At 68.4% G+C, this 23312-nt stretch carries 23 protein-coding genes and 1 tRNA gene; 9 read left to right on the forward strand and 15 right to left on the reverse strand.

What is annotated here, in order from left to right; translation table 11 throughout:
* The first annotated feature begins 20 nt into the window (after window positions 1–20).
* Window positions 21–1286, forward strand: a complete 1266-nt coding sequence (gene purD / locus AC1HFH_RS24760) for a phosphoribosylamine--glycine ligase (protein WP_480245184.1) — start codon at window positions 21–23, stop codon at window positions 1284–1286.
* Window positions 1287–1305: 19 nt separating this feature from the next.
* Here purD and AC1HFH_RS24765 read toward each other — a convergent pair whose 3' ends face one another.
* Window positions 1306–2172, reverse strand: coding sequence for a M23 family metallopeptidase (locus tag AC1HFH_RS24765; RefSeq protein ID WP_480247968.1), 867 nt, complete (start codon window positions 2170–2172; stop codon window positions 1306–1308).
* 684 nt (window positions 2173–2856) lie between these two features.
* Between AC1HFH_RS24765 and AC1HFH_RS24770 the strand changes: the two genes are divergently transcribed.
* From AC1HFH_RS24770 to AC1HFH_RS24795, 6 genes are all read left to right on the forward strand, one after another.
* Window positions 2857–4020, forward strand: coding sequence for a pyridoxal phosphate-dependent aminotransferase (locus tag AC1HFH_RS24770; RefSeq protein ID WP_480245185.1), 1164 nt, complete (start codon window positions 2857–2859; stop codon window positions 4018–4020).
* A 140-nt stretch (window positions 4021–4160) separates the two neighbouring features.
* Entirely contained in the window at window positions 4161–4811 is a 651-nt protein-coding gene (locus AC1HFH_RS24775; protein WP_480245186.1) for a TetR/AcrR family transcriptional regulator, read from the forward strand.
* Between the two features lie 37 nt (window positions 4812–4848).
* Entirely contained in the window at window positions 4849–6297 is a 1449-nt protein-coding gene (gene purB, locus AC1HFH_RS24780; protein WP_480245187.1) for an adenylosuccinate lyase, read from the forward strand.
* A gap of 41 nt (window positions 6298–6338) precedes the next feature.
* Window positions 6339–6467 (forward strand): hypothetical protein, encoded by a 129-nt coding sequence (locus AC1HFH_RS24785; protein WP_480245188.1) that lies wholly within the window; start codon window positions 6339–6341, stop codon window positions 6465–6467.
* Between the two features lie 195 nt (window positions 6468–6662).
* Window positions 6663–7607, forward strand: a complete 945-nt coding sequence (locus tag AC1HFH_RS24790; RefSeq protein ID WP_480245189.1) for a hypothetical protein — start codon at window positions 6663–6665, stop codon at window positions 7605–7607.
* A 62-nt stretch (window positions 7608–7669) separates the two neighbouring features.
* Window positions 7670–8176 (forward strand): hypothetical protein, encoded by a 507-nt coding sequence (locus tag AC1HFH_RS24795; RefSeq protein ID WP_480245190.1) that lies wholly within the window; start codon window positions 7670–7672, stop codon window positions 8174–8176.
* Window positions 8177–8419: 243 nt separating this feature from the next.
* On the opposite strand, the gene AC1HFH_RS24800 is transcribed toward AC1HFH_RS24795, so the two are convergent.
* The 3 genes from AC1HFH_RS24800 to AC1HFH_RS24810 form a co-directional block, all read right to left on the reverse strand.
* A tRNA-Thr gene (locus AC1HFH_RS24800) sits at window positions 8420–8491 on the reverse strand.
* Window positions 8492–8581: 90 nt separating this feature from the next.
* Complete coding sequence (locus AC1HFH_RS24805) at window positions 8582–8824, reverse strand: MbtH family protein (protein WP_067875298.1); 243 nt, start codon at window positions 8822–8824, stop codon at window positions 8582–8584.
* A 171-nt stretch (window positions 8825–8995) separates the two neighbouring features.
* Window positions 8996–9829: an alpha/beta fold hydrolase gene (locus tag AC1HFH_RS24810; RefSeq protein WP_480245191.1), complete on the reverse strand. Its 834-nt coding sequence runs from the start codon at window positions 9827–9829 to the stop codon at window positions 8996–8998.
* A gap of 234 nt (window positions 9830–10063) precedes the next feature.
* Between AC1HFH_RS24810 and AC1HFH_RS24815 the strand changes: the two genes are divergently transcribed.
* Both AC1HFH_RS24815 and AC1HFH_RS24820 read left to right on the forward strand, forming a co-directional pair.
* Window positions 10064–10228, forward strand: a complete 165-nt coding sequence (locus tag AC1HFH_RS24815; RefSeq protein ID WP_480245192.1) for a hypothetical protein — start codon at window positions 10064–10066, stop codon at window positions 10226–10228.
* A gap of 99 nt (window positions 10229–10327) precedes the next feature.
* The gene (locus tag AC1HFH_RS24820) at window positions 10328–11839 is read left to right on the forward strand and encodes an alpha,alpha-trehalose-phosphate synthase (UDP-forming) (RefSeq protein WP_480247969.1); all 1512 of its coding nucleotides are present in this window, start codon (window positions 10328–10330) and stop codon (window positions 11837–11839) included.
* Window positions 11840–11846: 7 nt separating this feature from the next.
* Here the strand turns inward: AC1HFH_RS24820 and AC1HFH_RS24825 are convergent, their stop codons facing one another.
* The 11 genes from AC1HFH_RS24825 to AC1HFH_RS24875 all read right to left on the reverse strand — a co-directional run bounded on the left by AC1HFH_RS24825 (window position 11847) and on the right by AC1HFH_RS24875 (window position 23291).
* Window positions 11847–12338 (reverse strand): h domain protein, encoded by a 492-nt coding sequence (locus AC1HFH_RS24825; protein ID WP_480245193.1) that lies wholly within the window; start codon window positions 12336–12338, stop codon window positions 11847–11849.
* Window positions 12335–13159: a hypothetical protein gene (locus AC1HFH_RS24830; protein ID WP_480245194.1), complete on the reverse strand. Its 825-nt coding sequence runs from the start codon at window positions 13157–13159 to the stop codon at window positions 12335–12337. The genes AC1HFH_RS24825 and AC1HFH_RS24830 overlap by 4 nt, the downstream gene beginning before the upstream one ends.
* Window positions 13156–14592: an MCE family protein gene (locus tag AC1HFH_RS24835; RefSeq protein ID WP_480245195.1), complete on the reverse strand. Its 1437-nt coding sequence runs from the start codon at window positions 14590–14592 to the stop codon at window positions 13156–13158. The genes AC1HFH_RS24830 and AC1HFH_RS24835 overlap by 4 nt, the downstream gene beginning before the upstream one ends.
* Entirely contained in the window at window positions 14589–15812 is a 1224-nt protein-coding gene (locus AC1HFH_RS24840) for an MCE family protein (protein ID WP_480245196.1), read from the reverse strand. The genes AC1HFH_RS24835 and AC1HFH_RS24840 overlap by 4 nt, the downstream gene beginning before the upstream one ends.
* Entirely contained in the window at window positions 15812–17059 is a 1248-nt protein-coding gene (locus AC1HFH_RS24845; RefSeq protein ID WP_480245197.1) for an MCE family protein, read from the reverse strand. Before AC1HFH_RS24845 ends, AC1HFH_RS24840 begins: the two co-directional genes overlap by 1 nt.
* On the reverse strand, window positions 17056–18114 hold the full coding sequence (locus AC1HFH_RS24850) for an MCE family protein (RefSeq protein ID WP_480245198.1): 1059 nt from the start codon (window positions 18112–18114) through the stop codon (window positions 17056–17058). The genes AC1HFH_RS24845 and AC1HFH_RS24850 overlap by 4 nt, the downstream gene beginning before the upstream one ends.
* Window positions 18115–18116: 2 nt before the next feature.
* Window positions 18117–19094, reverse strand: a complete 978-nt coding sequence (locus tag AC1HFH_RS24855; protein ID WP_480247970.1) for an MCE family protein — start codon at window positions 19092–19094, stop codon at window positions 18117–18119.
* A gap of 50 nt (window positions 19095–19144) precedes the next feature.
* Window positions 19145–20344 (reverse strand): MCE family protein, encoded by a 1200-nt coding sequence (locus tag AC1HFH_RS24860; protein WP_480245199.1) that lies wholly within the window; start codon window positions 20342–20344, stop codon window positions 19145–19147.
* 9 nt (window positions 20345–20353) lie between these two features.
* Window positions 20354–21205, reverse strand: coding sequence for an MlaE family ABC transporter permease (locus AC1HFH_RS24865; RefSeq protein ID WP_480245200.1), 852 nt, complete (start codon window positions 21203–21205; stop codon window positions 20354–20356).
* Between the two features lie 4 nt (window positions 21206–21209).
* On the reverse strand, window positions 21210–21974 hold the full coding sequence (locus tag AC1HFH_RS24870) for an MlaE family ABC transporter permease (protein WP_480245201.1): 765 nt from the start codon (window positions 21972–21974) through the stop codon (window positions 21210–21212).
* 411 nt (window positions 21975–22385) lie between these two features.
* Complete coding sequence (locus tag AC1HFH_RS24875) at window positions 22386–23291, reverse strand: 3-oxoacyl-ACP reductase (protein ID WP_480245202.1); 906 nt, start codon at window positions 23289–23291, stop codon at window positions 22386–22388.
* Between the last annotated feature and the right edge of the window lie 21 nt (window positions 23292–23312).

Here is a 23312-nt window from a genome sequence, read left to right on the forward strand (position 1 = left end):
CCGTCATCTACCCTGTTTGCGTGCGCGTACTCGTCATCGGTTCCGGAGCCCGTGAACATGCCCTCGTCCTGGCCCTGCGCCGGGACCCTGCCGTCACCGCGGTGCACGCGGCGCCGGGTAATCCGGGAATCGGTCAGTACGCACAGCTACATCAGGTGGACCCGTGCTCGGCCGAGGCCGTGGTGGCACTGGCCCGGGAGACGGCGGCCGATCTGGTCGTGATCGGCCCCGAGGTGCCGCTGGTCCTGGGGATCGCCGACGCGGTGCGCGCGGCCGGTATCGCCTGCTTCGGCCCGTCCGCGGACGCCGCCCGGATCGAGGGATCCAAGGCGTTCGCCAAGGATGTGATGGCCGCCGCCGGGGTGCGCACCGCGCACAGCGAAGTGGTCGACAACCCGGCCGACCTCGATGCCGCGCTCGACCGCTTCGGCCCGACCTGGGTGGTCAAGGACGACGGCCTGGCCGCCGGTAAGGGCGTGGTGGTCACCGCGGACCGGCGCGCCGCGCGCGACCACGGTGCCGAACTGCTGGAGCAGGGCCACCCGGTGCTGCTGGAGTCCTTCCTGGACGGCCCCGAGGTGTCGCTGTTCTGCCTGGTGGACGGCGAGACCGTGGTCCCGCTGCTGCCCGCCCAGGACCACAAGCGGGTCGGCGACGGCGACAGCGGTCCCAATACCGGCGGTATGGGCGCCTACACGCCGCTGCCGTGGCTGCCCGAGGAGACCGTGACCGCAATCGTCGAGGATGTGGTGCAGCCGGTGGCCGCCGAACTGGTGCGGCGCGGCAGCAGCTTCTCCGGCCTGCTGTACGCAGGTCTGGCGATCGGTTCGGCCGGGCCCGCCGTGGTGGAATTCAACTGCCGGTTCGGCGACCCGGAGACGCAGGCAGTGCTGGCACTGCTGGACAGCCCGTTCGCCGAGCTCCTGCACGCCACCGCCACCGGCCGGCTGGCCGAGATCGAGGCGCCGCGCTGGAAGGACGGCTCGGCGATCACCGTGGTGCTCGCCGCCGAGAACTACCCGGCCCGGCCCCGCCTGGGCGATGTGATCACCGGCGCCGGTGACAGCGCCGCCGAGGAGAACACCCTGGTGCTGCACGCGGGCACCGCACTCGGTGCGGACGGCGAGCTCGTCTCGGCGGGCGGCCGGGTGCTCAATGTGGTCGGCACCGGCGCCGACCTGGCCGAGGCCCGGGAACGGGCCTACGCACGGCTGGCGAAGATCAAGCTGCCCGGTAGCCACTTCCGTACCGATATCGGCGCCACCGCGGTCACGATCCCGTCCTGACGTTCTCGCCCCGGCCTGCCTAATCGAGCCGCAGGCCGTGCAACGCCAGCCAGGCGGCCGGATCGACGTGCCGGCCGTGCTGGATCACTTCGAAGTGCAGGTGCGGCCCGGTGGAGTCACCGCGGTTGCCGATCCGGGCGATCTGCATTCCGGCCGGGACCCGCTCCCCGACCGAGACGAAGAAGTCGTACATGTGGCCGTACACGCTGACCGTCCCGTCATCATGCCGGATCCGCACCCACAGCCCGAAGCCCTGTGCGGGACCGGCGTCGACCACCGTCCCGTCGGCCACCGCATAGATCGGACTGCCGATCGGCGCGGCAATATCGATACCGCGGTGGAAGGTGCCCCACCGGGAACCGAAGCCGGAGGTGAATACGCCGATTGCGGGCAGGGAGAAGCCACCGCCCGGGATCGCGCCCGGCGGCCGCCCCGGCGGGGTCGCCCCGGGCGCGGGCGGCGGGGTACTCCCCATCCACGGCTGCTGTTCCCCCGAGGCTGCCGCCCGGGCCTCGGCTTTGGCCCGCTCCAGGGTGGCGCGGGCGGCGGCCGCCACCACGGCCTGTTCGCGACGACGCTCACCGGCGTCGATCGCATCCAGCATCCGGCGCGCCGACTGCCGATCGGTCTGCACACCCGGCGGATAGGCGATGGCCACCCGCCGGGCCTCCCCGACCACCGGCTCAGCGCCGGACACATGAGTGGTCAGCCGCACATCGGCAGCCGCGAACACGGCAACCGCCAGCACCCCGGCCAGCAGAACCCGATGCTCGCGCATCCCGGTGACCAGCTGTTCCCGACTCGGCCGTTGCCGCCACGCCCGGACAGCACGCCGCCGTCCACGCCGCACCACCGGACCGACCCACCCCCGCCATCGAGCCACCATCGGCCCCGAACCCGAGAGCACCTGCTCCCGCCAGTCGGCCGTGAACACCCGCCCCCCGACCATCCGCCCCGCTGCCGAGCGCACCGACTCCCGGCGCCCACCCACACCGCCGACCCGATCGCCGTCGGACCGCCCGCCGCCCGCACCATCACCGCGCGCATCATCGCCCACGGGGTCGTGATCGCCGCCGGTACGGCTGCATGCCGCCCCGTCATCGCCCCGCGCAGCGGTCGGAACCCAGTCGGGCCCACCGCCGACGCCCGAGTCGCGTACGCCGGCCGGACCTCCGACACCGGCAGCACCGCCACCGCCAGAGCTGCCGGGTACACCATCACCGCCGCACGCATCGTCGCCCACCGGGTCGCGATCGCCGGGCGCATCGCCGCCACCCGCGTCGGTGCCGGCCGGGGCACGATCGCCCGCATTCCGGACGCCGTTTCCGACCGGATCGCCGTCGGTCGCATCGGGGCGGGATCGGCCGGGTCCGGGCGCGGCCGAGTTCGGGACGGCGCCCTTCTGGCACTCGTCCGGATCCTCGGCCTGGTTCGGATCGGTCAGCTCCACCTTGCCCCGTGCATGTTCACCGGCCCGGTGCTCGGCACCGCACCTCCCTGGACCTGTCCCCCGACATTGTGCCGAGCGTAACCGCGGAGGCTCACGCACGGGTGCTCTACCGTCTGTCCGGTGACCAGACAATCGCGCCGCTCGACCATCCCGCCGTTCCACGTCATGGATGTCTGGAAGGCCGCTGCCGAACGCTCGCGCACCCATGGTGACGTGCTGGTGCTGGCGGCCGGGCAACCCTCGACCCAGGCACCGGCTCCGGTGCTGCGCGCCACGAAGGGCCACCTCGAGACGGAGCTGCTCGGTTATACGGAGACGTTCGGCATCCTTTCGCTGCGGGAGACGATTGCCGAACACCACCGGCAGACCTACGGCTACGACGTGCATCCGGACGAGGTGGTGGTCACCACCGGTTCCTCGGGCGCGTTCACGCTGATCTTCCTGGCGGCGTTCGATCCGGGCGACACCGTGGTCGTGGCGCGGCCGGGCTATCCGGCGTACCGGAACACGCTCACCGCCCTGGGCTGCCGGGTGGTGGAACTGGACTGCGGGCCGCAGACCCGCTATCAGCCGACCGTCGCCATGCTGGAGGCGCTGCCGGAGCCCCCGGCGGGCCTGATCGTCGCCAGCCCGGCGAACCCGACCGGCACCATGATCGCGCCGGACGAGCTGGCCGCCGTGGCCGGGTGGTGCGATGCGCACGGCACCCTGTTGATCTCCGACGAGATCTATCACGGGATCAGCTACACCGACACCGAGGTGAACGGCGGCACCGCATCGGCCTGGGAGTTCTCCCGGTCTGCGGTCGTCATCGGCTCGGTATCGAAATACTTCTCGATGACCGGCTGGCGACTGGGCTGGATGCTCGCCCCCGCGGATCTGCGACCGGCGCTGCAACGGCTGGCCTCCAATATGACCGTCTGCCCACCGGCGATCTCGCAGTACGCGGCCCAGCACGCCTTCGGCGCGGAGGCGAAAACCGAGCTGGACGGGCACGTCCGCCGCTATGCGGCAAACCGGGAGCTACTGCTGACCGGCCTGCCCCGCCTCGGCATCACCGACCTGGCGCCCGCCGACGGCGCGTTCTACGCCTATGCCGATATCGGCCACCTGACCGGGGATTCACTCGCCTGGTGCGCGGACGTCCTCGCCGCGACCGGGGTCGCGCTCGCCCCGGGGCTCGATTTCGACACCGAATCCGGGCACCGGACCGTTCGCTTCTCCTTTGCCGGTGCCACCGCCGATGTGGAGGCCGCCCTCGAACGCCTGGATCGGTACCTCTAATGTTGTGCCACAACAACTTTGCCGAGTCCCACCCGTTGACGGCGTGGATGCGGTAGAACACAGATAGCCCGGCTTTTCCCGAAGCTTTCCGGATGACGATTGCGCACGGATGAACTGATGACGACTGGCACGATGGCAAGGTGACAACCGCGACGACCCCCAAAGGTGAACGACGTCGCCAAGCACTGGTGGCGGCGGCGGCCGAGCTGTTGCTCGAAGGTGGTTTCGACGCGGTGCGGCATCGATCGGTGGCCACGCGCGCGGATCTCCCCCTGGCCTCCACCACGTACTACTTCGAATCGCTGGAGGACCTGATCGCCCGGGCGGTCGAATTCAGCGGCACCCTGGAACTCGATGCGATGCGTCGCCGGGTCGGCGAGGTCAGCCACCGCCGCCGCGGCGCCGACGCCACCGTGGAGCTGGTCCTCGACCTGCTCGTCGAGGCGGCCGATACAAACGAGGAGAGCCGGGGCCGACTACTGGCCCGCTACGAGCGCTCGGTCGCCTCGGCCCGGCATCCCGAGCTCCGTGAGGTGCAGCTACGCCTGCGCGCCCAGCTGGAGGATCTGCTGGCCGATGTACTGTGCCGGTCCGACCGGCGGGTCCGCACCGAACAGTTACGCCGGCTGGTCGCGGTGGTGGACGGCGCCGTGGTGGCCGCCCTGATCGAGGGCGACGCCGACCCGCGCGGCACCGCCCGCGGCGCCCTTCTGGAGATCATCGACGTCGTCGCCCCACCGGCGCGGGCCGCCGAACCGGTGGTCTGCGCCGTCCCACAGCAGACCGCGTGAGTCCGGTGCCGATCGGTCGCCGGTAAACTGACCGGACGTGACCTCCGCCGAATCCCGCCCCGCACCCGCGCGCGTGCCCAATGTCCTCGCCACCCGCTACGCCAGCCCGGAACTGGTGCAGCTGTGGTCGCCCGAGAACAAGGTGGTGCTGGAGCGCCGGCTGTGGCTGGAGGTGCTGCGCGCCCAGTCCGAGCTCGGTATCGATATCCCCGAGGGCGTGCTCGCCGACTACGAGCGGGTGATCGACCGGGTCGACCTCGCCTCGATCGCCGAACGGGAGCGGGTCACCCGCCACGATGTGAAGGCCCGCATCGAGGAGTTCAACGCGCTGGCCGGGCACGAACATGTGCACAAGGGCATGACCAGCCGCGATCTCACCGAGAATGTCGAGCAGCTGCAGATCCGGCTGTCCCTGCAGCACGTCTACGACCACGGTGTCGCCATTGCCGCCCGGCTGGCCGAGCGGGCCGCCGAATACCGGGCCCTGGTGATGGCCGGCCGGTCGCACAACGTCGCGGCCCAGGCCACGACGCTCGGCAAACGGTTCGCCTCCGCCGCCGATGAGCTGCTGATCGCGCTGACCCGGCTGGCCGAACTCATCGACCGCTACCCGCTGCGCGGTATCAAGGGCCCGATGGGTACCGCCCAAGACATGCTGGACCTGCTCGGCGGCGACCCGGAGAAGCTGGCCACCCTGGAACGCCAGGTCGCCGGGCATCTCGGCTTCACGAACGTTTTCACCAGCGTCGGGCAGGTGTATCCGCGGTCGCTCGATCACGACGTGCTGTCGGCGCTGGTCCAGGTCGGTGCCGGCCCCGCCTCGTTCGCGCACACCATCCGGCTGATGGCCGGCCACGAACTGGTGACCGAGGGCTTCCAGCCCGGCCAGGTGGGTTCTTCGGCGATGCCGCACAAGATGAACACCCGGTCCTGCGAACGGGTCGACGGCCTCCAGGTGGTGCTGCGCGGCTACGCCTCGATGGCCGCCGAACTGGCCGGCGCGCAGTGGAACGAGGGCGACGTGTTCTGCTCGGTGGTGCGCCGGGTCGCGCTGCCGGACGCCTTCTTCGCCATCGACGGCATGATGGAGACCTTCCTGACCGTGCTGGCCGAATTCGGCGCCTACCCCGCCGTGATCGACCGGGAACTGAACCGCTACCTGCCGTTCCTGGCCACCACCCGGATCCTGATGGCCGCGGTGCGCGCCGGTGTCGGCCGCGAGGCCGCCCACGAGGTCATCAAGGAACACGCCGTCGCCGTCGCCCTGGCGATGCGCGAGCAGGGCCGCGAGCCCGATCTGCTCGACCGCCTCGCCGCCGACGACCGCCTCCCCCTGGACCGCGCCGCCCTGGATGCCGCGCTCGCCGACAAATCGGCCTTCATCGGCGCCGCCGACGCCCAGGTCGACGGCGTCGTCACCCGGGTCCAGCAGCTGGTGGACGCGAACCCGGAGGCGGCGAAGTACTCGCCGGCGCCGATCCTCTGACCGACCGCCGCAGAAGCCGGCATCGCCTCACCGGCACCCGGATGACCCTGCGCAACACCGGAACCCCGGCCGGCTTCGCCAAGATCGGCGCACCGCTCATGGAACGAGCCATGCGCCGGGCCACTGCCGAGGATCTGGCGCGGTTGAAGGCGATTCTCGAACGCCGGTAACGCAATTCGATCCGGAGACGATGCCATCCTGTTCTACGCCAGTCGATTTCAGGAGTCTCCGTGCAGCCCGCCCCGCCCCCGCCTCCGGGGGAGATGCCGCCCACTGCCTATCCGCCAATGCCCCCTCGCCCGATCCAGGCAACGGAACCCGACCGGCGCAGGCGATCGGTGGTGTTCGCGGCCCTGGCAGGTGTCGTGCTTCTCGCTGTGGCAGGTGCTGTCACCACCTATCTCGTCACCCGGCCGGATCCGATCACCTTCGCGGTCGGCGACTGTGTGGACCCGGCGACGCTCGACGAACTGGCTTGTAGCGCAGAAGGCGCCGAGTATCGGGTGCTGGCGCGCGAGGCGATCGAGTGGCCGCTGAGTTCAGCGTGCACGAAGCACGAGGCCGCGACCCGCGCGGAGCGCGACACCCAGCACAACGATGTGGTGCTGTGCCTGACACCCACGCGGGAAGCGACCGCTGATCCGTGGGCACTGCAGGAAGGCGACTGCATAGACGTATCGGATTCCGGGCGGAAGATCATCCGGGTGCCGTGCACGGAATCCGATCCGATACAGGTACTGAGCACCGAACTGCACCCGCAGATCCCGGCCACCGATCGCCCCTGCGACGATCAGCCGGATGTCCAGCTGGCGTTCGGGCACAGTTCGCTCGGCGGCCGCGGCATCGTGGTCTGCGCGGCCTACCCGACGGGCCACCCCCGCCGCAATGAGGTCGGCGACTGCCTTGCCCGGTTCTCGGCCGGGACCGTCGCCTGCGACTCCCGTGACGCCGACTCCCGAATCCTGGATATTCGTATCGACTACCGGGATCCGGGCTCGAACGGATGCGTCGGTATCCGCAACTCCCAATCGATGTATGTCAATCACAACGTCAGTACGAGCCTGTACTACATCCAGTGCAGCGGCCCCGTCGCTACCGACCACATCGGCTACGGCGAACCAGGGGACTGCGTCACCGACGTCCGCCCCGGCCGGCAGGCACGGCTGTCGGAGTGCTCGGATCCCGCTGCCGACCACGTGATCGCCGAGGTGCACGACCGGACCACCGAGTGCCAGCCGAACTGGGTGTACCGGTTCGCCCGGAATGCGGGACTCACGGATGGGTTGACCGTCTGCGTGGTCCCACGCTGATCCGCGAACCCGGCCGATCCGCGGCCGGTATGGCAAGATTCCGAGTTCGAGGGGGAGATATCGTGTTTCGATCACTGGACGCAGCCGCTCGCCGAGCACAGGCGCAAGGTCGCGCCGAGCCACCGAAGCGGCCCGGTCTACTCATCACCGCGATGGCGTGGCTGCTGGGAATCGTGCTGGCAGTCGGCGTACTGATGCTCGCGATCCAGCCGATCAATGCGCTCGCCTACTCGCTCGGCTACGGCGAGACCGTGCAGGTCGAGGTGACCGAGAGTTCCGTCGGGACCGGCGGCGGGCAAGGCAGCCGGGCGGGCGTGGGCCGGGTGATCGGCGACGGGCACGAGGTCCGGATCCAGAACGGAGTCACCCGGGGCGAGACGATCACCGCGCGAACCCGGCTGGTCGATCTCAGCATCGGCGCACCGCCCTTCGTCTATCACAGCGGGGCCAACGCAGCACATGACCTGACCGCCCTGCTGGGGGTCGGCGTGCTCGGCGTCCCCGCCACCCTGTTCCTGTTCTTCGCGGTCACACTGAGCCGGGCCCGTCGCCGGCTTGCCGGTTCCTGAACCGCACAACTCTGAGCTGGGTACGCTGCCTCCGCGCACACCATATGCAGGCGCAACTGGTACAACGCCGCTTCGCAGCGGCCAGCCGGCTGTGGTCGGCGATCGAGGAGCTGGTGACCGCCCCGGGGGGGGGCTGCCCGACCGGTCGGCATCCGCGCTTTTCGTAGCTTTACCGGTGTCCCAGCGGCGCGCACACGGCACACGAAGAAAGTCCTGACCTATATCGCAGGTCAGGACCTTTCGAGCCCCCTGTCAGGATTGAACTGACGACCTTTCGCTTACAAGGCGAGTGCTCTACCACTGAGCTAAGGAGGCGGAGGAGAGCCCATCATAGCGGGCTCGTCCACCGCGCGGCACCGGCTGGGGGTGCCGCGCGGGGAGTCCGGCGCAGTATCGGTTACCGCGTCAGGACTGGGCGCCCTGACGGGCCGCGTCGTCGGCGGCCATGGCGTCGCGCAGGCTCTTCGGACGCATATCGGTCCAGTTCTTCTCGACGTACTCGACGCAGGCGGCACGGCTCTCTTCGCCGAATACGACCCGCCAGCCGGCCGGGACCTCGGCAAAGGCCGGCCAGAGGGAGTGCTGTTCCTCGTCGTTGACCAGAACGAAGAAGCGGCCGTCTTCGTCGTCGAAGGGGTTGGTGCTCATTTCACCTCACTGGATACTGGCGCTGTCTGTGGGATCTGCTCCTGGGCCGTCCAGCGCAGCGGTGCCGTTGGCGGACCGCGGGCGCAGGAAGATCCCCGAGCGTTGTGTCGACCCTAGCAAGGGAGACGTTACGTGTTGGCGGTTACCTGGACCTCGGCTGCGGGATGAATCTCACCCTGCGAAGAAATCCAGCAGGATCTTGTTGACGGTTTCCGGTCGTTCCAGATAACCATAGTGTCCCGCATCGGGCACCTCCTGGTACCGCCCGCCGGGAATGGCGTCGGCGACCTCGCGGGACAGGTACGGCGGAATCATCCGGTCGTCGGCGAAGCCGACGGCCAGGCAGGGCACCGTGATGGCCCGGTAGGCGGCGATCCGGTCGAAGCCGTGGTCCATGGCCCGCTGCGCCCGGATCCCGGGGGTCACCGGACCGCCGGTGAACTCGAACAGGTCCAGCCAGTCGCGGGCGGCATTGCCGTCGGCCATGGTTGCCGGGGACAGGTTCATCACCGCGGTCACGGCGGCCTCGAACTTGGGCGGCAGTTTCACACCGCTGTCGTCGAGGGCGTTCTCACCGTCGGACAGCGTCTTCTGGAACTGGTCCAGGCGCCCGTGCCCGGCCATGAACACGGCCTTGCGGACCTTGTCGGGGTGGGCCAGCGTGAGTTCCTGTGCCACCCGGGCACCCATCGAGGTCCCGGCGACCAGTGCCGGTCCCTCACCGAGGTGATCGATCAGCCCGGCGGTATCGGCCACCAGATCCTCGATGGTGATCCCGCCGGCGGATTCGTCCGAGGGGGCGATACCCCGGTTGTCGAAGGTGCACACCCGGTAGCCCGCGGCGACCAGGGCGGGCACCTGATGCAGTTCCCAGACCCGCCCGGGCGAACCGGTGCCCATGATCAGCACCACCAGCGGTCCGCCGCCGGGGACATCGGTACCGCGTGCCGGGTCGCCCTTGACCTGATAGTTCAGCGAGATTCCGTTCACTGTGGCCAGCGGCATGTCGACCCTTTCGGCAGAATTGATACGCCCGGTCCGGGCCCGGCACGGTGGTGTGTCACGGATGCCGGCGGCGGAATCGGGCGGTATGGCGATGCGGGTCCACCGTAGCGCCGCCCGGGCCGCGCAGGCAGCCCAGGCAGGGTGGACCCCGTGGGTGCACTCCCCGTACATCCAGGACAGATACTATGGACTACTCGCAACCGACGAGTGGCACCAGCCGGGAGGAACAGAGATATGGCGGCGAAGAGCAGCGCAAACGACATCGAAGACCTGGAGCCGCTGGCCGACGAGACCGCGCGCCAGGCGCAGCGTGTCGTCGCGGCCTATGCGGAGGACGCCGACGAGTGCCGGATGCTGCTGTCGATGCTGGGCATCGGGCCGAGCGCGCGTACCGAGTAAGCCGGGCAGCGGTGCGGCCCTCCGACGCATCGGCGGAATCGACAACCACATAAGCGTGCCGACTTCCTGCGGCGCACAAAGGATGCGTGAGTGGACCAGATGATCGACCAGCAGGCTCCGACAACCCCGCCCGAAGGCAACGAGGCACCGGAACGGGTACCCGACGGCGCCGGATCCGGTTTCGTGGTGGTCGCGAACCGGCTCCCGGTGGACCTGGAGCGGCTTCCGGACGGCACCAGCCGATGGAAGCGCAGCCCCGGCGGCCTGGTGACCGCCCTGGAACCGGTACTGCGCAGCAATCGCGGTGCCTGGGTCGGCTGGGCCGGGGTGCCCGATGTCGACGTGGAGCCGATCGTCGAGGACGGCCTGGAGCTGCACCCCGTTCCGCTGACCGCACAGGAGGTCGCGGATTACTACGAGGGCTTCTCCAATGCCACCCTGTGGCCGCTCTATCACGATGTGATCGTCCGGCCGGTCTACGACCGTTCCTGGTGGTCGGCCTACGTCGAAGTGAACCGCCGGTTCGCCGAGGCGACCGCCAAGGTGGCCGCCGAGGGCGCCACCGTCTGGGTGCAGGACTACCAGCTGCAGCTGGTGCCGAAGATGCTGCGCATGCTGCGGCCCGATCTCACCATCGGCTTCTTCCTGCACATCCCGTTCCCGCCGGTGGAGCTGTTCATGCAGATGCCGTGGCGGACCGAGATCATCGAGGGCCTGCTGGGCGCCGATCTGATCGGCTTCCACCTGCCGGGCGGCGCGCAGAACTTCCTGTATCTGGCCCGCCGGCTGGCCGGGCAACCGACTTCCCGGGGCACCGTCGGCGTGCGGTCCAAGCTGGGTGTCGTCCAGGTCGGGTTCCGCACCGTCCGGGTGGGCGCGTTCCCGATCTCTATCGCCTCGGCGCACCTGGACGAGCTGTCCCGGCGCCGGTCGGTGCGCGACCGGGCCGCACAGATCCGGCACGAGCTGGGCGACCCGAAGCACATCCTGCTGGGTGTCGACCGGCTCGACTACACCAAGGGCATCGATATCCGGCTCAACGCCCTGGAGGAGCTGCTGCAGGAGGGCCGGATCGACCCCGCCGACACGGCGATGGTGCAGCTGGCGACCCCCAGCCGCGAGCGGGTGCAGAGCTATATCGAGATGCGCGGCGATATCGAACGGCAGGTCGGCCGGATCAACGGCGAGTTCGCCCGGGTCGGCTACCCGGTGGTGCACTATCTGCACCGGCCGATCCCCCGCGACGAGCTGATCGCGTTCTTCGTCGCCGCGGACGCCATGCTGGTGACCCCGCTGCGGGACGGGATGAACCTGGTCGCGAAGGAGTACGTGGCCGCACACAGCGACCTGAACGGCGCCCTGGTGCTCAGCGAGTTCACCGGTGCGGCGGCCGAGCTGCGGCAGGCGTACCTGTGCAACCCGCACGACCTGGACAGCGTCAAGGATGCGATCACCAGCTCGCTGGACGACGATCGCAACACCCGGCGCCGCCGGATGCGCTCCTTGCGCCGGCAGGTACTCACCCACGATGTGGACCGGTGGGCGCGGGCGTTCCTGGATGCCCTGTCGCACGGCCAGGTGGCCGGCCGCGCGCTGATCTCGGAGAGTTGAGGAAGGGTCAGACCGGGTCGACGTCGGCCACCAGCCAGCGCCCGTCCTGCTCGTCCAGCTTCACCTTGATCCGGCTCTGGATGTAGGTGCCGGATTCGGGGTCCTTACCGACGCTCTTCTGGTTCAGGAAGACCATCACCTCGGCGTGGTCGGGGCTCGCGGAGATCACGCCGGCGGCCTCGATGGTGGCGGTGACGGTCAGCTCCTTCTCCTTGGCCTTCGGTGAGATGCTCTCGTCGATCACCAGGTTCCAGTCGTCGCGGAACTCCGGTGTCATGTACTGGACCACCTCGTCCATCTGGGCATCGACCGAGGTGTAGGTGTAGCCGAACATCTTCTCGGTGGCGCGGGTGGCGACCGTCAGCGAATTCTCGCGGGCCTGCTCGGTCTGCTGTTCCTGCCAGGCGGCGAAGCCGGACCAGGCGGCCACACCGAGGCCGGCGACGAGCAGCAGTGCGGCGCCGATCAGCACATACAGCGCCCGTGGCCGATTCTTCACAGCACCATCTCCATTCCGGTGATCGACAGCTCGTCGCCGGCGCGGCCGATCGTCACGCGGAACCGATACTGCCGCTCCTGCGGCCCCTCGACTCCGGCGTTGGTCAGTTTCTGCCGGACCGCCACCAGCACGATGGCCGACACGTCGTCGGAACTCTCCAGGGCGGCCTCGACCACTTCGCCCTCGGCATCCACTTCGGCCGTCTGCACCAGTTCGGAGAAGTCGTTCTTGCGTTCGGCCAGATCCGCGGCGAAGGGGCCCGAGGTGAGCTGCAGGGCGCGATCCAGGTCCTCCTGTGCGGACTCGCCGTCGATCGTGGTGATGCTGGTCATCGCCTGCCGCGCGAACTGCACATATTCGGTGCGCTGGGCCTCCAGGTCCGCGGTGTTGTTGCGCTGGACCAGCAGGACCCCGGACACCGCGAACGCGGCGACGGCGAGCACGGTGCAGACCGCCGCGCCGACGAGCATCCACCGGGAGCCGCGGGCGGCCGGTTCCGGTGCATCGGAGTCGGCGGCATCGGCATCGGCCGGGTCTGCGGCGGATGCGTCGGTGCCGGTCTCCGCAGCGGTGCTGTCGGCCCCGGCCACCTCGGCACGTTCGGTGGCGACATCGCCGGGCTCGGTGCCGATTTCCGCCTCGGGAGCAGGGCTGCCGGCAGACTTCCGGAACACCACGGTTTCGGCGTCCGGACCGGGCGTGCCGGACCGATCCGCAGCTCCGGTTTCCGGCCGGGCGGTTCCCGATTCCTCCGGCGGTGGCCCGGCGGCCCGCGCCGCCCGTCTGCGGGGACGGCGTCCTGCTCCCGTGGTATCACTCATCGAAACTGCTCCTGCACCATTGCGGTCAAGCTCGGCGGGACGATCCCGGACCCGTCGGGCCCGATATTGGCCACCCGATACGTGCGGTTGTCCGGCCCGAGGAAGGTTCCACTACTCGGATCGTACGACCGCAGCTGTACCGAGGCGGGCTGGGTGCCCTCGGCGGGTGCCGGCCCGGGCTCCGGGGGATTGCCGGTGCTCGCCGGTTCGGCGGGATTCGGGTTCTCGAACGGCAGCGGCATATCGCCTTCCGGCACGTAACCCTGCGGGTCGCGGCACAATTCCGGCGTGGGTGCCCGCCGGCCCGGGAACTCCATGCACGGCGTGTTGCGGATGCCGCGGACCGCATAGGGCGCGTCCTGCGGCGCCTTGCAGTACAGCCCGTCCGGCGTCGGCGGGGCGTCTCGCTCGGCGGCCGAGCGCCGCTGGTTCGGCGGGAGGAAGCCGACCGTACACCCGACCGGGTCGTTGAGGCTGACCATGAAGTCGACCATGGCGCCGTATTCGAGCGGGCCACCGGTGGCGGCCGTGAGCAGCGCGGCGATGAGCGGCGGGAAGACCACCATCAGCTGCTCGGTACCGGGTTCGTAGATGGAGCTCACCTGTCCGACGCTGACCAGGTTGCGGGCCAGCAGCGGCAGGGTCGGCTGCAGGTCCTGGAACAGTTCGCCTGCCCGGCCCGCGGTGCCCGGCGTGTTCGTGATGATGCTGCGCAGCGCCGGATCGTGTTCGCGCAACTGATCGGTGAGGATCGCCAGGTCGACGGTCCAGGACCGGATGGCGCCCTCGGATTCGATCTGGGTGTCCAGCAGCGGGCCGATCTGTTCGATCAGATCCTTGGTGACATCAGTGTTCTCCCCGGCCTCCTGCACCAGCAGGGACGCGGAGTCGATGAACCGTTGCAGATCCGGTCCGGCGCCGTTGAACGCCTTGAACGCCTCGTCGATCACCTCGCGCAACTTGGTGTCGGCGACGCTGTCGAGCAGCCGGTCGGCCTGATCCAGCATGGCGCCGACGTCCTGCGGCAGCGTGGTGCGTTCGACGGGGATGACCGAACCGTCGGCCAGGTGGGCGCGGCCCGGGTCCGGGGCCGGCACCAGGTCCACGTACTGCTCGCCGATCGCGGAGACACTGCGGACCCAGGCGTCCACATCGGCCGGGATCTTGTAGTCGCTGTCGATGGCGAGCTCGGCATCCACCCCCTCGGGCGTGAGCCGGACCGCCTGCACCTTGCCGACATTGGTCCCGCGGTAGGCGACATTGGCGTTCTCGTACAGCCCGCCGGTGGCGGCGAGTTTCACGGTCACGTCGTACACGCCGATGCCGGCCATCGCCGGCAGGTTGACGTAGACGCCACCCATCACCGTCAGGCCGATGACCGTCAGTACCGAGAAGATGGCGAGCTGGATCTTGACGAAGCGGGTGAGTTTCACTGTCCGCCCCCTTGTGGCACGGTGATTCCGGGAATCGCGGGCAGCCCGGGGATCGGGCCCAGCCCGGGAATCGCGGGCTGACCGGGATCGGCCGGTGGCGGCGCCTGGAACGGCGCGGTGCGCGGGTCGGCGGGCGGGCCGTCGCTGCCGCCGACCTGTCCGAGCATGCCGACGAAGCCGTTCGTTTCCGGGCCGACCGGGGTTCCGGTGAGGAAGTTCTTCCGGAGCCGATCGATGGTCAGGTCGTAGACGATCTTGACGTTCAGGTAGTCGCCGCGCACTGCGCCGTCCAGCGAACGCATCGGGAACGGGAAGGTCAGCAGCATGGTCAGGGCCTGGCCGAGGTTGCCGCCGGTATCGGCGAGCTTCTCCAGTACTGGTGCCAGATTCGCCAGGTCGTTGCGCAGCGCTTCGCCGCCGTCGGCGGTGAACCGGGAGACCACGGTGCTCAGTTCGCCCAGTGAGGACAGCGTGCGGGTGATGTTCTCCCGCCGGTCGGCGAGCACGGTCAGCGCCGGATGGATCCCGTCGATGGCGGCGCCCACCCGGTCCTTCTGATCGGCGAGCGTCCCGGCGAAACGGTCGAGACCTTCCATCGCTGCGATGATGTCCTGGGTCTGCCCGTCCAGTGTGGTGACCAGCTGGTCCAGTTGCGGCAGCAGATCCCGGATCGCGGCGGTGTTTCCGGTCAGCGCCTTGTTCAGCTCACCGGTGATGTTCTCCAGCTGGCTGATGCCGCCGCCGTTGAGAACCACCGACAGTGCGGACAGCGTCTGCTCGGTGGTCGGGTAGGCGCCCGCCCGGTCGAGTGGGATGGTGTCGCCCGGCCGGAGTGTGCCTTGTGCCGGAACGTCGGCCGGCGGCGCGAGTTCGAGGTGATTCGATCCCAGCAGGCTGGTCTGGCCGATCGCGGCGACCGCATTGGCCGGCAGCGTGACGTCCTTCTCCAGGGTCACGGTGACCAGGGCATGCCAGTCCTCCACCTCGATATCACTGACGGTACCGACCGTGACATCGTTGATCCGGACCGGCGAATTGCGGGTCAGCGTGGTGACGTTCGGCATCTGGATCTGCACCTGCCAGGCGCCTTCCCCGGTGCCCGCGGCACCGGGCAGCGGCAGGCTGTTGAGCCCGTCCCATTCGCATCCGGTGGCGCCCAGTGCGACGGCCAGGCCGATCGCGAGCCCGGCCACCCGTTTGCGTCCCAGCATGGTTTCCATCAGTTACCTCCCGGTACCGCGAGCTCGGCGACCGAATTCGGCACGGTGACCTGACCGGCCTGGGCACGCGCGGCAAGTTCCGGAGTGCTGTAGCGGAGCTGGTCCGGGGTGGCACCGGCGGCGGTCGCCGGGCTCAACATGAACGGCAGATAGTTCATCGTCATGTCGTTCAGCATCGGCCCGAGCATTTCGACGCACAGGTCGGCGCTCCGGTCGGAGGACGGCCGGCCCGCGGCCTCGACCGAACCACAGACGAAGCTGATCGGGTCGGCGAAGTTGGTCAGCACCGGATACCCGGTCAGCGTGCCGGTGGCCGGTTTGTAGATCTGGTAGAAGTTCACCAGCGCGGTGGGACCGGAGTGCAGCAGGCCCTCGATCTGGGGCCGCTTCTCGACCAGGATCTCGGTGACCTCGGTCAGCCGCTGCAGGTCCTCGGTAAGCGCATCGCCCCGGGAGTCGAGGAACCGGTGCACGTCCTGGATCGCGATATCCAGATTGTCCAGCCCGGCACCGAGATCGGTGGATACATCACCGAGTACCCGGGATACCGAGGCGAGCCGGCCGCCGAACTGCACGATCTGGTCGTTGCTCGCGGCCAGGACGTCCACGAAGTGCTGCAGGTTGCGGATGGTCGAGAAGAGATCGGTGCGGCCGTCGGAGAGGGTGTTCAGGGCGGCCGACAGGTCACGCAGGGTGTTGCGGAAGGCCGCACCGTTGCCGTCCAGGTTGGCGGCTGCCGTGTCGACGAAGCGGCCGAACGAGCCCTGGGAGTCCTCACCGACGGGGCCGAGGGTGGTGGCCAGTTCGGTCAGCTCGGCCTTGATGTCGTCCCATTCCACCGGGATCGCGGTGCGTTCGATCGGAATGGTGCCGCCGTCGCGGAGTTCGGGACCGCCGGTGTATGCGGGGGCCAGCTGAACGAACCGCGCCGACACCAGCGACGGCGACACGAGGACCGCCTTGGCGTCCGCAGGCAACCGGATGCCACGGTCGATCGTCATGGTCACTGTGACCTGGCCGTCGCCCGGTTCGACGGAGTCGATGGTGCCGACCTGCACGCCGAGCACCCGAACCTCGTCACCCGCGTACAGACCGCTGGTGGACGGGAAGTGGGCGGTGATCTTGGTGGTGCCGATCTTGCTTGCCGCCGAATAGCCGACCACGGCCAGCACCACGACCACGACCACCGCCGCGGCGATCAGGGCGCCGCGGGGCAGGCCGACGAGTTTGGATCGCACTGAGTTCATTTCTGCGGCCCCGTCATTCCGGGTTTGATGTTGAACGTCTCGAACTGGTTCTTGAGTGCTTCCGGCAGGTTCTCCGGCCACACCATGGCGTCGACCAGCGCTTCCAGGGCGGAACTGCTGAAGTTGGAGATGTAGGCCTGGAAGTACGGGCCGGAACCCACCTGCTCGCCGAGCGCGGCCGCGTAGGGCCCGACCGAATCGAGCGCTTCCTTCAGATCCTGCTCATTGCGCTGCAACAGCGCCAGTACCGAGTTCAGCTTGTCCAGTGTCGGTTTGAGCTCGGCTTCGTTGTCGTTCACGAAGCCGGACAACTGCTGGGCGAGGCCGTTGACGTAGACGATGAGCTGGCTGAGCGCACCGCGCCGGGCATCCAGTTCGCCCAGCAGCGAATTGCCGTCGACGAGCAGCGAATTGATCTTCTGCGCCCGCTCCGACAGGATGCCGGTGACGCCCTGCGCTTTAGCCAGCAGCTCGGTCAGCGCCTGGTCCCGGGTATGGATGCTGCGCGACAGCGCCGAGACGCCTTCCAGCGCATTGCGCAACGGTTCCGGAGTGTCGGCGAAGGCCAGCGACAGCTCGTCGAGCGTCTGCTTCACCCGGTCCATCTCCAGCCCGCCGACGGTTTCGGTGAGGTCACCGAGGGCGTCGTTCAGCGAATACGGCGATGTGGTGCGCGCCAGCGGAATCGGCTCGTTCCGGGTCAGGCTTCCCGGCCCGGCCGGGGTGACCTCCAGGGACTTCTTGCCGAGCACCGTATTGGTCTTGATGGCGGCGGTGGTGTCCTCCCCGAGCGCGATGTCCTCGGACAGGGAGAAACGCACCCGCACCGCGGCACCGTCGAGCGCGACCTCTTCCACGCGGCCCGAACGTACACCGGCCACCTGCACCTGGTCGCCCACCAGCAGGCCACCCGCATCCCCGAAATAGGCGACGTATTCGGCACCGGACCGGATGAAGGGCAGCCGGTCGAACTGCAGGGCCGTGAGGCAGACGGCCACGGCGAGGACGATGCCGATGATGCCGACGGCCGGGGTGGGTAGACGATTCGTGTTCATGACTACTCGGCGCACCTTCCGTAGCCCATCTGCCCGCCCGGGGTGCCGACCGAAATCGGCTTACCGTCCGGACCGTCCAGCAGGATGTCGGTCCCACACACGTAGATGTTCAGGAACGAACCGTAGGAACCGATCCGCACCAGCTTGCGATACGACTCCGGCAGATTCTGGATCACCCACTCCACATCCTCGGACTGGTTGTCCAAGGAGGTGGCGGTACGGCCGAGCTGGGCGATGGTGGCCTTCAGATCCGGGCGGGCCTGGGCCAGCAGCTCGGTCAGATCGCCGGTGGCGCCGGCGAGCCGCGGCAGCGCCTCGCCGATCGGATCCTTGTCCGCGGCCAGGCCGCTGATCAGCCGTTGCAGTTCGTCGAGGGTGTGGCCGAAGGCCTCGTCCCGCTCGTCGATCGTGGCCAGCACGGTCTGCAGGTTCTCGATCACGCTGCCGATCAGCGCATCGCGCTCGGCGAGCGTGGTGGCGAACGATCCGCCGCTGTTGAGCAGCGAGACCAGCGTACCGCCCTGCCCTTGGAACACCTGCAGCAAAGCCTCGGTCAGGTCGTTGACCTGGGCCGGGTCCAGCCCGCGCAGCAGCGGTTTGAATCCGCCCAGCAGCAGGTCCAGGTCGAGTGCCGGTTCGGTGCGGTCGACGCCGATGGTGCCGTTCTTCGGCAGCACCTGACCCGTGCCGACCCCGTCGAGCAACTCCAGATATCGATCACCGACGAGGTTCTCGTAGCGGATGACGGCCTCGGTGCTCTTGTACAGCTTGTACTTCCGGTCCACATCGAAATCGATATGGGCCAGGTTGTCGTCGCCGACGTACACCCGGGTGACCGATCCGACCGGCACCCCGGCGATCCGCACCTTGGCGCCGGGCAGCATGCCCGACGAGCTGGTGAAGACGGCGTGGTAGCCGTTCTCCCGGGCGAACCGGGCCTGGCTGAAGATCACCCCGAGCATGGCCAGCACGAGCACCATGACCAGGGTGAACAGACCGAGTTTCACGCTGACCGCGCGTGGTTTGAATCTCACTTCTGCCCCCTGGCGATCCCGCCGAACAGCAGCTCGAACACATTGGCATTGAAGTGCGGGTTCGTCTCCGGATGCCAGACGGTGCCCTCGGAGGTGTCGGTGACCAGATAGTCGGCATTCTGGCCGGGAACGTTGTCCAGCACACCTTCACAGTGCGGCCCGCCGGTGGCATTGACCTTCGGCAGATCCTGCGGATACTGGTACGGCGTGCCGCCGGGCATGACTCCGGCGTTCATGGTGACGGCCGGATACCGGCCGCCGAAGATGTCGTCGACGATGGGTATGTTCGAACCGAGCCCGACGATCGTGCAGTACAGCCCGGAGCGGTACTCGTTCAGAATCCCGGTGGTCCCTTCCAGCAGGTTCAGTGCTTCGGCGAGCGGCGGGGCCGACTCACCGAGAATGGGAGTGGCCGTATCGGCGAAGCCGATCAGTTCGAGCAGCATCGCGTCGAGTTCCTGCTGCTGATCCACCACGGTGGCGCCGGTGACGATCGCGTTGTCGGTGGTTTGCAGCAGGTTCCCCACGGTGTCCGCGTAGATATCGGTGACCGCCGCCGTCTTCTGCAGGTCCTGCTGCAGGGCCGGCAGGCTGGGGTTGATCTCGCGCAGCAGGGCTTCACTGTCCACGAGCAGCTGCCCCAGCTTCTCGCCGCGCCCCTCGAGCGCGGTGCCCAGTGCCGTCAGCGTCGCATTGAGTTTCTCCGGTTCCACCTGCTGGAGCACATCGGTGAGGTGCTGGAAGAGCGTGTTGAATTCGACCGTCACCGCCTCGGCCGGCACGGTCGCACCAGCGCGCAGGTGGTCGCTCGACGGCTGCTGCGGTACCACGAAGTTGATGTACTTCGCACCGAATACCGTGGTGGAGCGGATATCGACGACCGCGTTGGCGGGCACCAACTGCAGCTGGCCGGGATCCAGCGCCAGTTCGATTTCGGCGCCCTCGGCCGTGTTCTCGATACCGGCGACATGGCCGATCTGCACACCGCGGATCTTCACCTTCGCATCGGGGTCCAGGACCAGGCCGCTGCGCGGCGCCACAACGGTGACCGCGACGGTGTTCTGGAAGCCGCCCGCGAACATCACCAGGCACAGTGCCACCACCGCGACCAGTCCCAGCACCATGCCGAGTCCGGCCAGTTTGAGGAACCAGCCCTGTTCGAGCAGCCGCTTGGGCCTTCCAATGTCCGTCACCATGTCGCCGCCCTACCCGGAGAGATTGAAATTGCCCGAGGTGCCGTAGATGGCCAGCGACATCAGCAGCGTCACCGTGACCACGGCGACCAGGGATGCGCGCACCGCATTGCCGACCGCGACGCCGACGCCCACCGGACCACCCGCGGCGTGGAAGCCGTAATAGGTGTGGATCATCATCACCGCCATCGCCATGATGATCGCCTGGGCAAACGACCAGAGGATGTCGCTGGGAATCAGGAAGGTCTCGAAGTAGTGGTCGTACACGCCCGCCGACTGCCCGTAGATCACCACGGTGGCGAACCGGCTGGCCAGGAACGAGGCGATCACGGCCAGCGAGTACAGGGGGATCACCGCGAGCATGCCGGCGAGCATCCGGGTGCCGACGAGGAACGGAATCGGCCGGATCGCCATCACCTCGAGGGCATCGATCTCCTCGGAGACGCGCATGGCGCCGAGTTGTGCCGTGGTGCCCGCGCCCAGCGTGGCGGCGAGTCCGATACCGGAGATCACCGGCGCCGCAATTCGCACATTGATGAATGCGGCGAAGAATCCGGTGAGCGCCTCGACGCCGATATTGCCGAGCGAACTGTAGCCCTGCACCGCGATGGTGCCACCGGCGGCCAGGGTCAGGAATCCGACGATTACGACTGTGCCGCCGATGACCGCCAGCGCCCCGGTACCCATGGAGATTTCGGCGATGAGCCGAATCGTCTCGGTCCGATAGTGAATGAATGCCCGCGGCACCGAGGCAATGGCCTGCATGTAGAAAATCGCATGCTTGCCGACGGAATCCAGTCCGCTGGAAACGCGCCGTACCCGGCGCACCGTCCGCGGGAATCGGGATTGGATCACGAAAGCCATCGGATCACCGCGCCGCGAACTTGATACCGACCGCGGTGACGACCACATTCACCACGAACAACACCATGAACGAGAAGACGACCGTCTGGTTGACCGCATCACCGACACTCTTGGGACCACCCTTGACATTGAGCCCCAGATAACAGGCGACCAGCCCGGCCGCCAGGCCGAAGAGTGTCGCCTTCACCTCGGAGATCACGAGTTCCGGAAAGTGAGTCAGCAGCGTGATGCCGTTGACGAATGCACCCGGATTGACGTCTTGCAGAAAGACCGAGAACAGGAAGCTGCCGACCAGGCCGATGGTGCTCACCAGGCCGTTGAGCAGTGCCGCGACGAACATCGAGGCCAGTACCCGGGGCACGACGAGCCGCTGCACCGGGTCGATGCCCAGCACCCGCATGGCGTCGATCTCTTCCCGGATGGTGCGGGCACCGAGGTCGGCACAGATTGCGGTGGCACCGGCACCCGCCACGATGAGCACCGTGACCATCGGCCCGACCTGGGTGATGGAGCCGAATGCCGCACCCGCCCCGGAGAGGTCGGCGGCACCGATCTCACGCAGCAGGATGTTGAGGGTGAAACTGACCAGCACGGTGAACGGAATCGCCACCAGCAGGGTCGGCACGATCGACACCCGGGCGATGAACCAGGCCTGGTCGACGAACTCGCGGCGCTGGAAAGGCGGACGCACGGACGCCCGGACCACATCGGCGGCCAGTTCGAAGAACCCGCCGACCGCCCGCAACGGCACAGCAAGGAGGTCGCTCACCCGTCCTCCTTCTCGCTCGATGCGCCGTTACTGCCGGCGTTCTGCTGGTTCACCGTTTCCCCACCCACAAGACTGCCCAAACACTAGAACATGTTCTCATTGATGTCTGCCGTTTTCGGGAACTTTTACCTGGTCTTTTTCGTTGTAGGCGGGTTAAAAACTGAAACGGTGTCCAACCGAGTCCGATGGACACCGCCCGGAGCCGGTGTGTGACGCGCCACAAGCTCCGAGCTCTTGTCTACCAACACCTGGACCGCTGTTCAACAGAACTCGACAACACCCCGGAACGGGCGGGCGGTACGGCTATCGAACAGCGAACCGGCCGCTCGATTCCCTCGACCGGCCGAGCCGCCCCGGGGCGTGACGACATCCTCGCAGATCGCCCCGCCGCTGTCCGGGACAGCGAGCGTTTCACTCCAGATCGCGTAGCGCCGAAGCGGAGAAGGTACGGGCCGGATCCCGGTCCGCGAAGTAATCGCCCAGCATCGCCGACAATTCGGCGGGCCGGAACTCGGCTCCGGCCGCGTCGAAGCGCTGCTCAACGGTCGGCGCGGCCATCAGGGCCACCATCGGGCCGTAGACGACGAACACCTGACCGTTCACCCGGTCGGCCTCCGGACCGGCCAGATAGGCCACGAGCCGGGCAACATGTTCGGGGGCGAGCGGATCGACCGCGTCGTCCGGCGCATCGGAGAACACGGCTTCGGTCATCGCAGTACGTGCCCGCGGGCAGATCGCGTTGGCACGGACGCCGTAACGCGACAGGCCACGCGCGGCGGAGAGGGTCAGTGCGGCGATACCGGCCTTGGCCGCACCGTAGTTGGCCTGCCCCTCGGGGCCGAGCAGACCGGCCTCCGACGAGGTGTTGATCAACCGGCCGTAGACCGGTGCACCGGCCGCCTTCGACTTCGCCCGCCAGTACGCACCGGCATTGCGGGTCAACAGGAAGTGGCCGCGCAGATGTACGGCCAGCACTGCATCCCAGTCCTCGTCGGAGAGATTGAACAGCATGCGGTCGCGGGTGATGCCGGCATTGTTCACCACGATGTCGAGGCCGCCGAAGGATTCGTCTGCCACTGCGATCAGTGCGTCGGCGGTGGCCCGTTCGGCGACACTGCCGGCCACGATCTCGGCCTTGCCGCCGGCCTCGCGCAACTGCGCGAGGGTCTCGGCCGCGGCCTCCTCGGTGATGTCGTTGATGACCACCGCGGCACCGGCGGCACCCAGCGCCAGGGCCTCGGCCCGACCCAAGCCCGCGCCCGCACCGGTCACGACGGCCACCCGGCCGGCCAGAGGAGTGTTCGTCTCGTCGCTCATCGGCCCGACTTTAGAACTTGT

Source organism: Nocardia sp. KT25-26, from assembly GCF_056627695.1.